The sequence below is a fragment of the Butyrivibrio sp. AD3002 genome, assembly GCF_000420905.1.
GTDB lineage: Bacteria > Bacillota > Clostridia > Lachnospirales > Lachnospiraceae > Butyrivibrio.
The window spans coordinates 1-1,379 of sequence record NZ_ATVV01000071.1 but is presented as its reverse complement, the minus strand read 5'-3'; the positions used below and the strand labels follow the sequence as shown (position 1 = coordinate 1,379).

The window sequence follows — 1,379 nt, the reverse complement described above, 5'->3', positions numbered from 1 at the left end:
GGTATAACAAAGTGAAACATTAGCTGGTATCAAATTGATACCAGCTTGTTTTATAATAGCGCAGAGAGGGAAAAATCTTTACTTTTATGTATAAAAGCCAACTTGCATTTTTTCTCTAGATTGACTAATCCACTTCTACCGTATACAATACGTTTGAGGACTTTGAATTTGTTGTTGTTTCCTTCAACAAATCCAGAACTTATAGAGAAGGATATCGCATTCTTGACCGGAAGGATATCCTTTTTTATTCCATTACAAAACGATTGTATTTCGCTCTCGCTATATTTTCTAAGATATTCATCTAATTTTTCTTCATCTTTTCCCATTAGCAAGGAATGGAATTCTTTGAACATTTTTTCAACTTTTGTAACAACAGGATAACTGCTTTTTATCTGACCAATATATTTTTCAATGACAGAATCTCGCTTTGTTTTAGGATTACACGTCAATATATATTTAAGTAAATCTGCTCTGCTGATTACAGTCACTTCTGGCGGTAATACCCATTCCATAGTTGTTTTTCTATTGAATAGGGCTCGGTCTGGAAAATTATTTTTCCCAATAATATAAATATAATTTTCGAGTTTGCGGTCAGAATCATGAAAGGATTCTTGATGCTTGATGTAAAAATAAATTATTTCGTTACTGAAACCGTCAGCCATCATTTTATAAATAACATTGAGCCATGCATTCATAGACGAATCCCGTTTCTTGTAATTCGTAGGATGGTCCAATGCAGCAATAGCCTCTTTCGTCATAAAAATATATTTTTTTGCTGTAAGAGAGGCGATTCCGAAAATTTCAGCTACTTCTTTTATCTGCGGCTTCTCCTGCTTTTTCCAATAAGCTTGTATCTCCCGAATTAATTGTTGTTTTTTTTCCTCTTTTCTTTCTGATGTTGATACTGTGGTGAATTCAGATCATGCTTTTTGTTATCATAAATCACTTCATTTCCATTGCAATCTACAGGTGGAGTATTATCGTAATGCAGACTGTCAAGAAATGGGAAATCCGGTGTCTTCTCTTTTAATATTTTTTCTGGTGCTTTTTCAGATATTTCTCCGTTTTGAATATATAGGCGGGGTGGCATTTCTTCCTTGAAAATATTTTTCATATATTCGAGAAGATTCTGCAATAAATGAAATCTGTCCGCTACCTGGATACATTCTGGAAGTACTTCGTTGATTGCGGAGGCATATGCACTTGCTCTATCTCTTGCAACAAGCCGTACTTTTTTATGTGATTTCAGCCATTCTTTTAATGGTACTCCATCCCGACCATCAAGCAATGCAATTAAATGATGATCCTTTAAATCATAAATAGCAGTGGCATAGGTCTGGCCTTTTCGGATAGCAACATCATCAACACCAATCGCTTCC

General features: G+C 34.7%; 2 protein-coding genes. Both read right to left on the bottom strand.

Features of this window, described 5'->3' with window-relative positions:
- Positions 1-50: 50 nt before the first annotated feature.
- The gene (locus G596_RS25395; RefSeq protein ID WP_022763605.1) at positions 51-758 is read right to left on the bottom strand and encodes a transposase; all 708 of its coding nucleotides are present in this window, start codon (positions 756-758) and stop codon (positions 51-53) included.
- A gap of 104 nt (positions 759-862) precedes the next feature.
- Positions 863-1,379 (bottom strand): transposase (locus G596_RS23285; RefSeq protein WP_022763604.1); only part of this gene is annotated, 517 nt, incomplete at its 5' end.

Coding starts and splice junctions, on each gene's coding strand:
- G596_RS25395 (WP_022763605.1), bottom strand. CDS start 758: ATGACGAAAGAGGCTATTGCTGCATTGGACCATCCTACGAATTACAAG.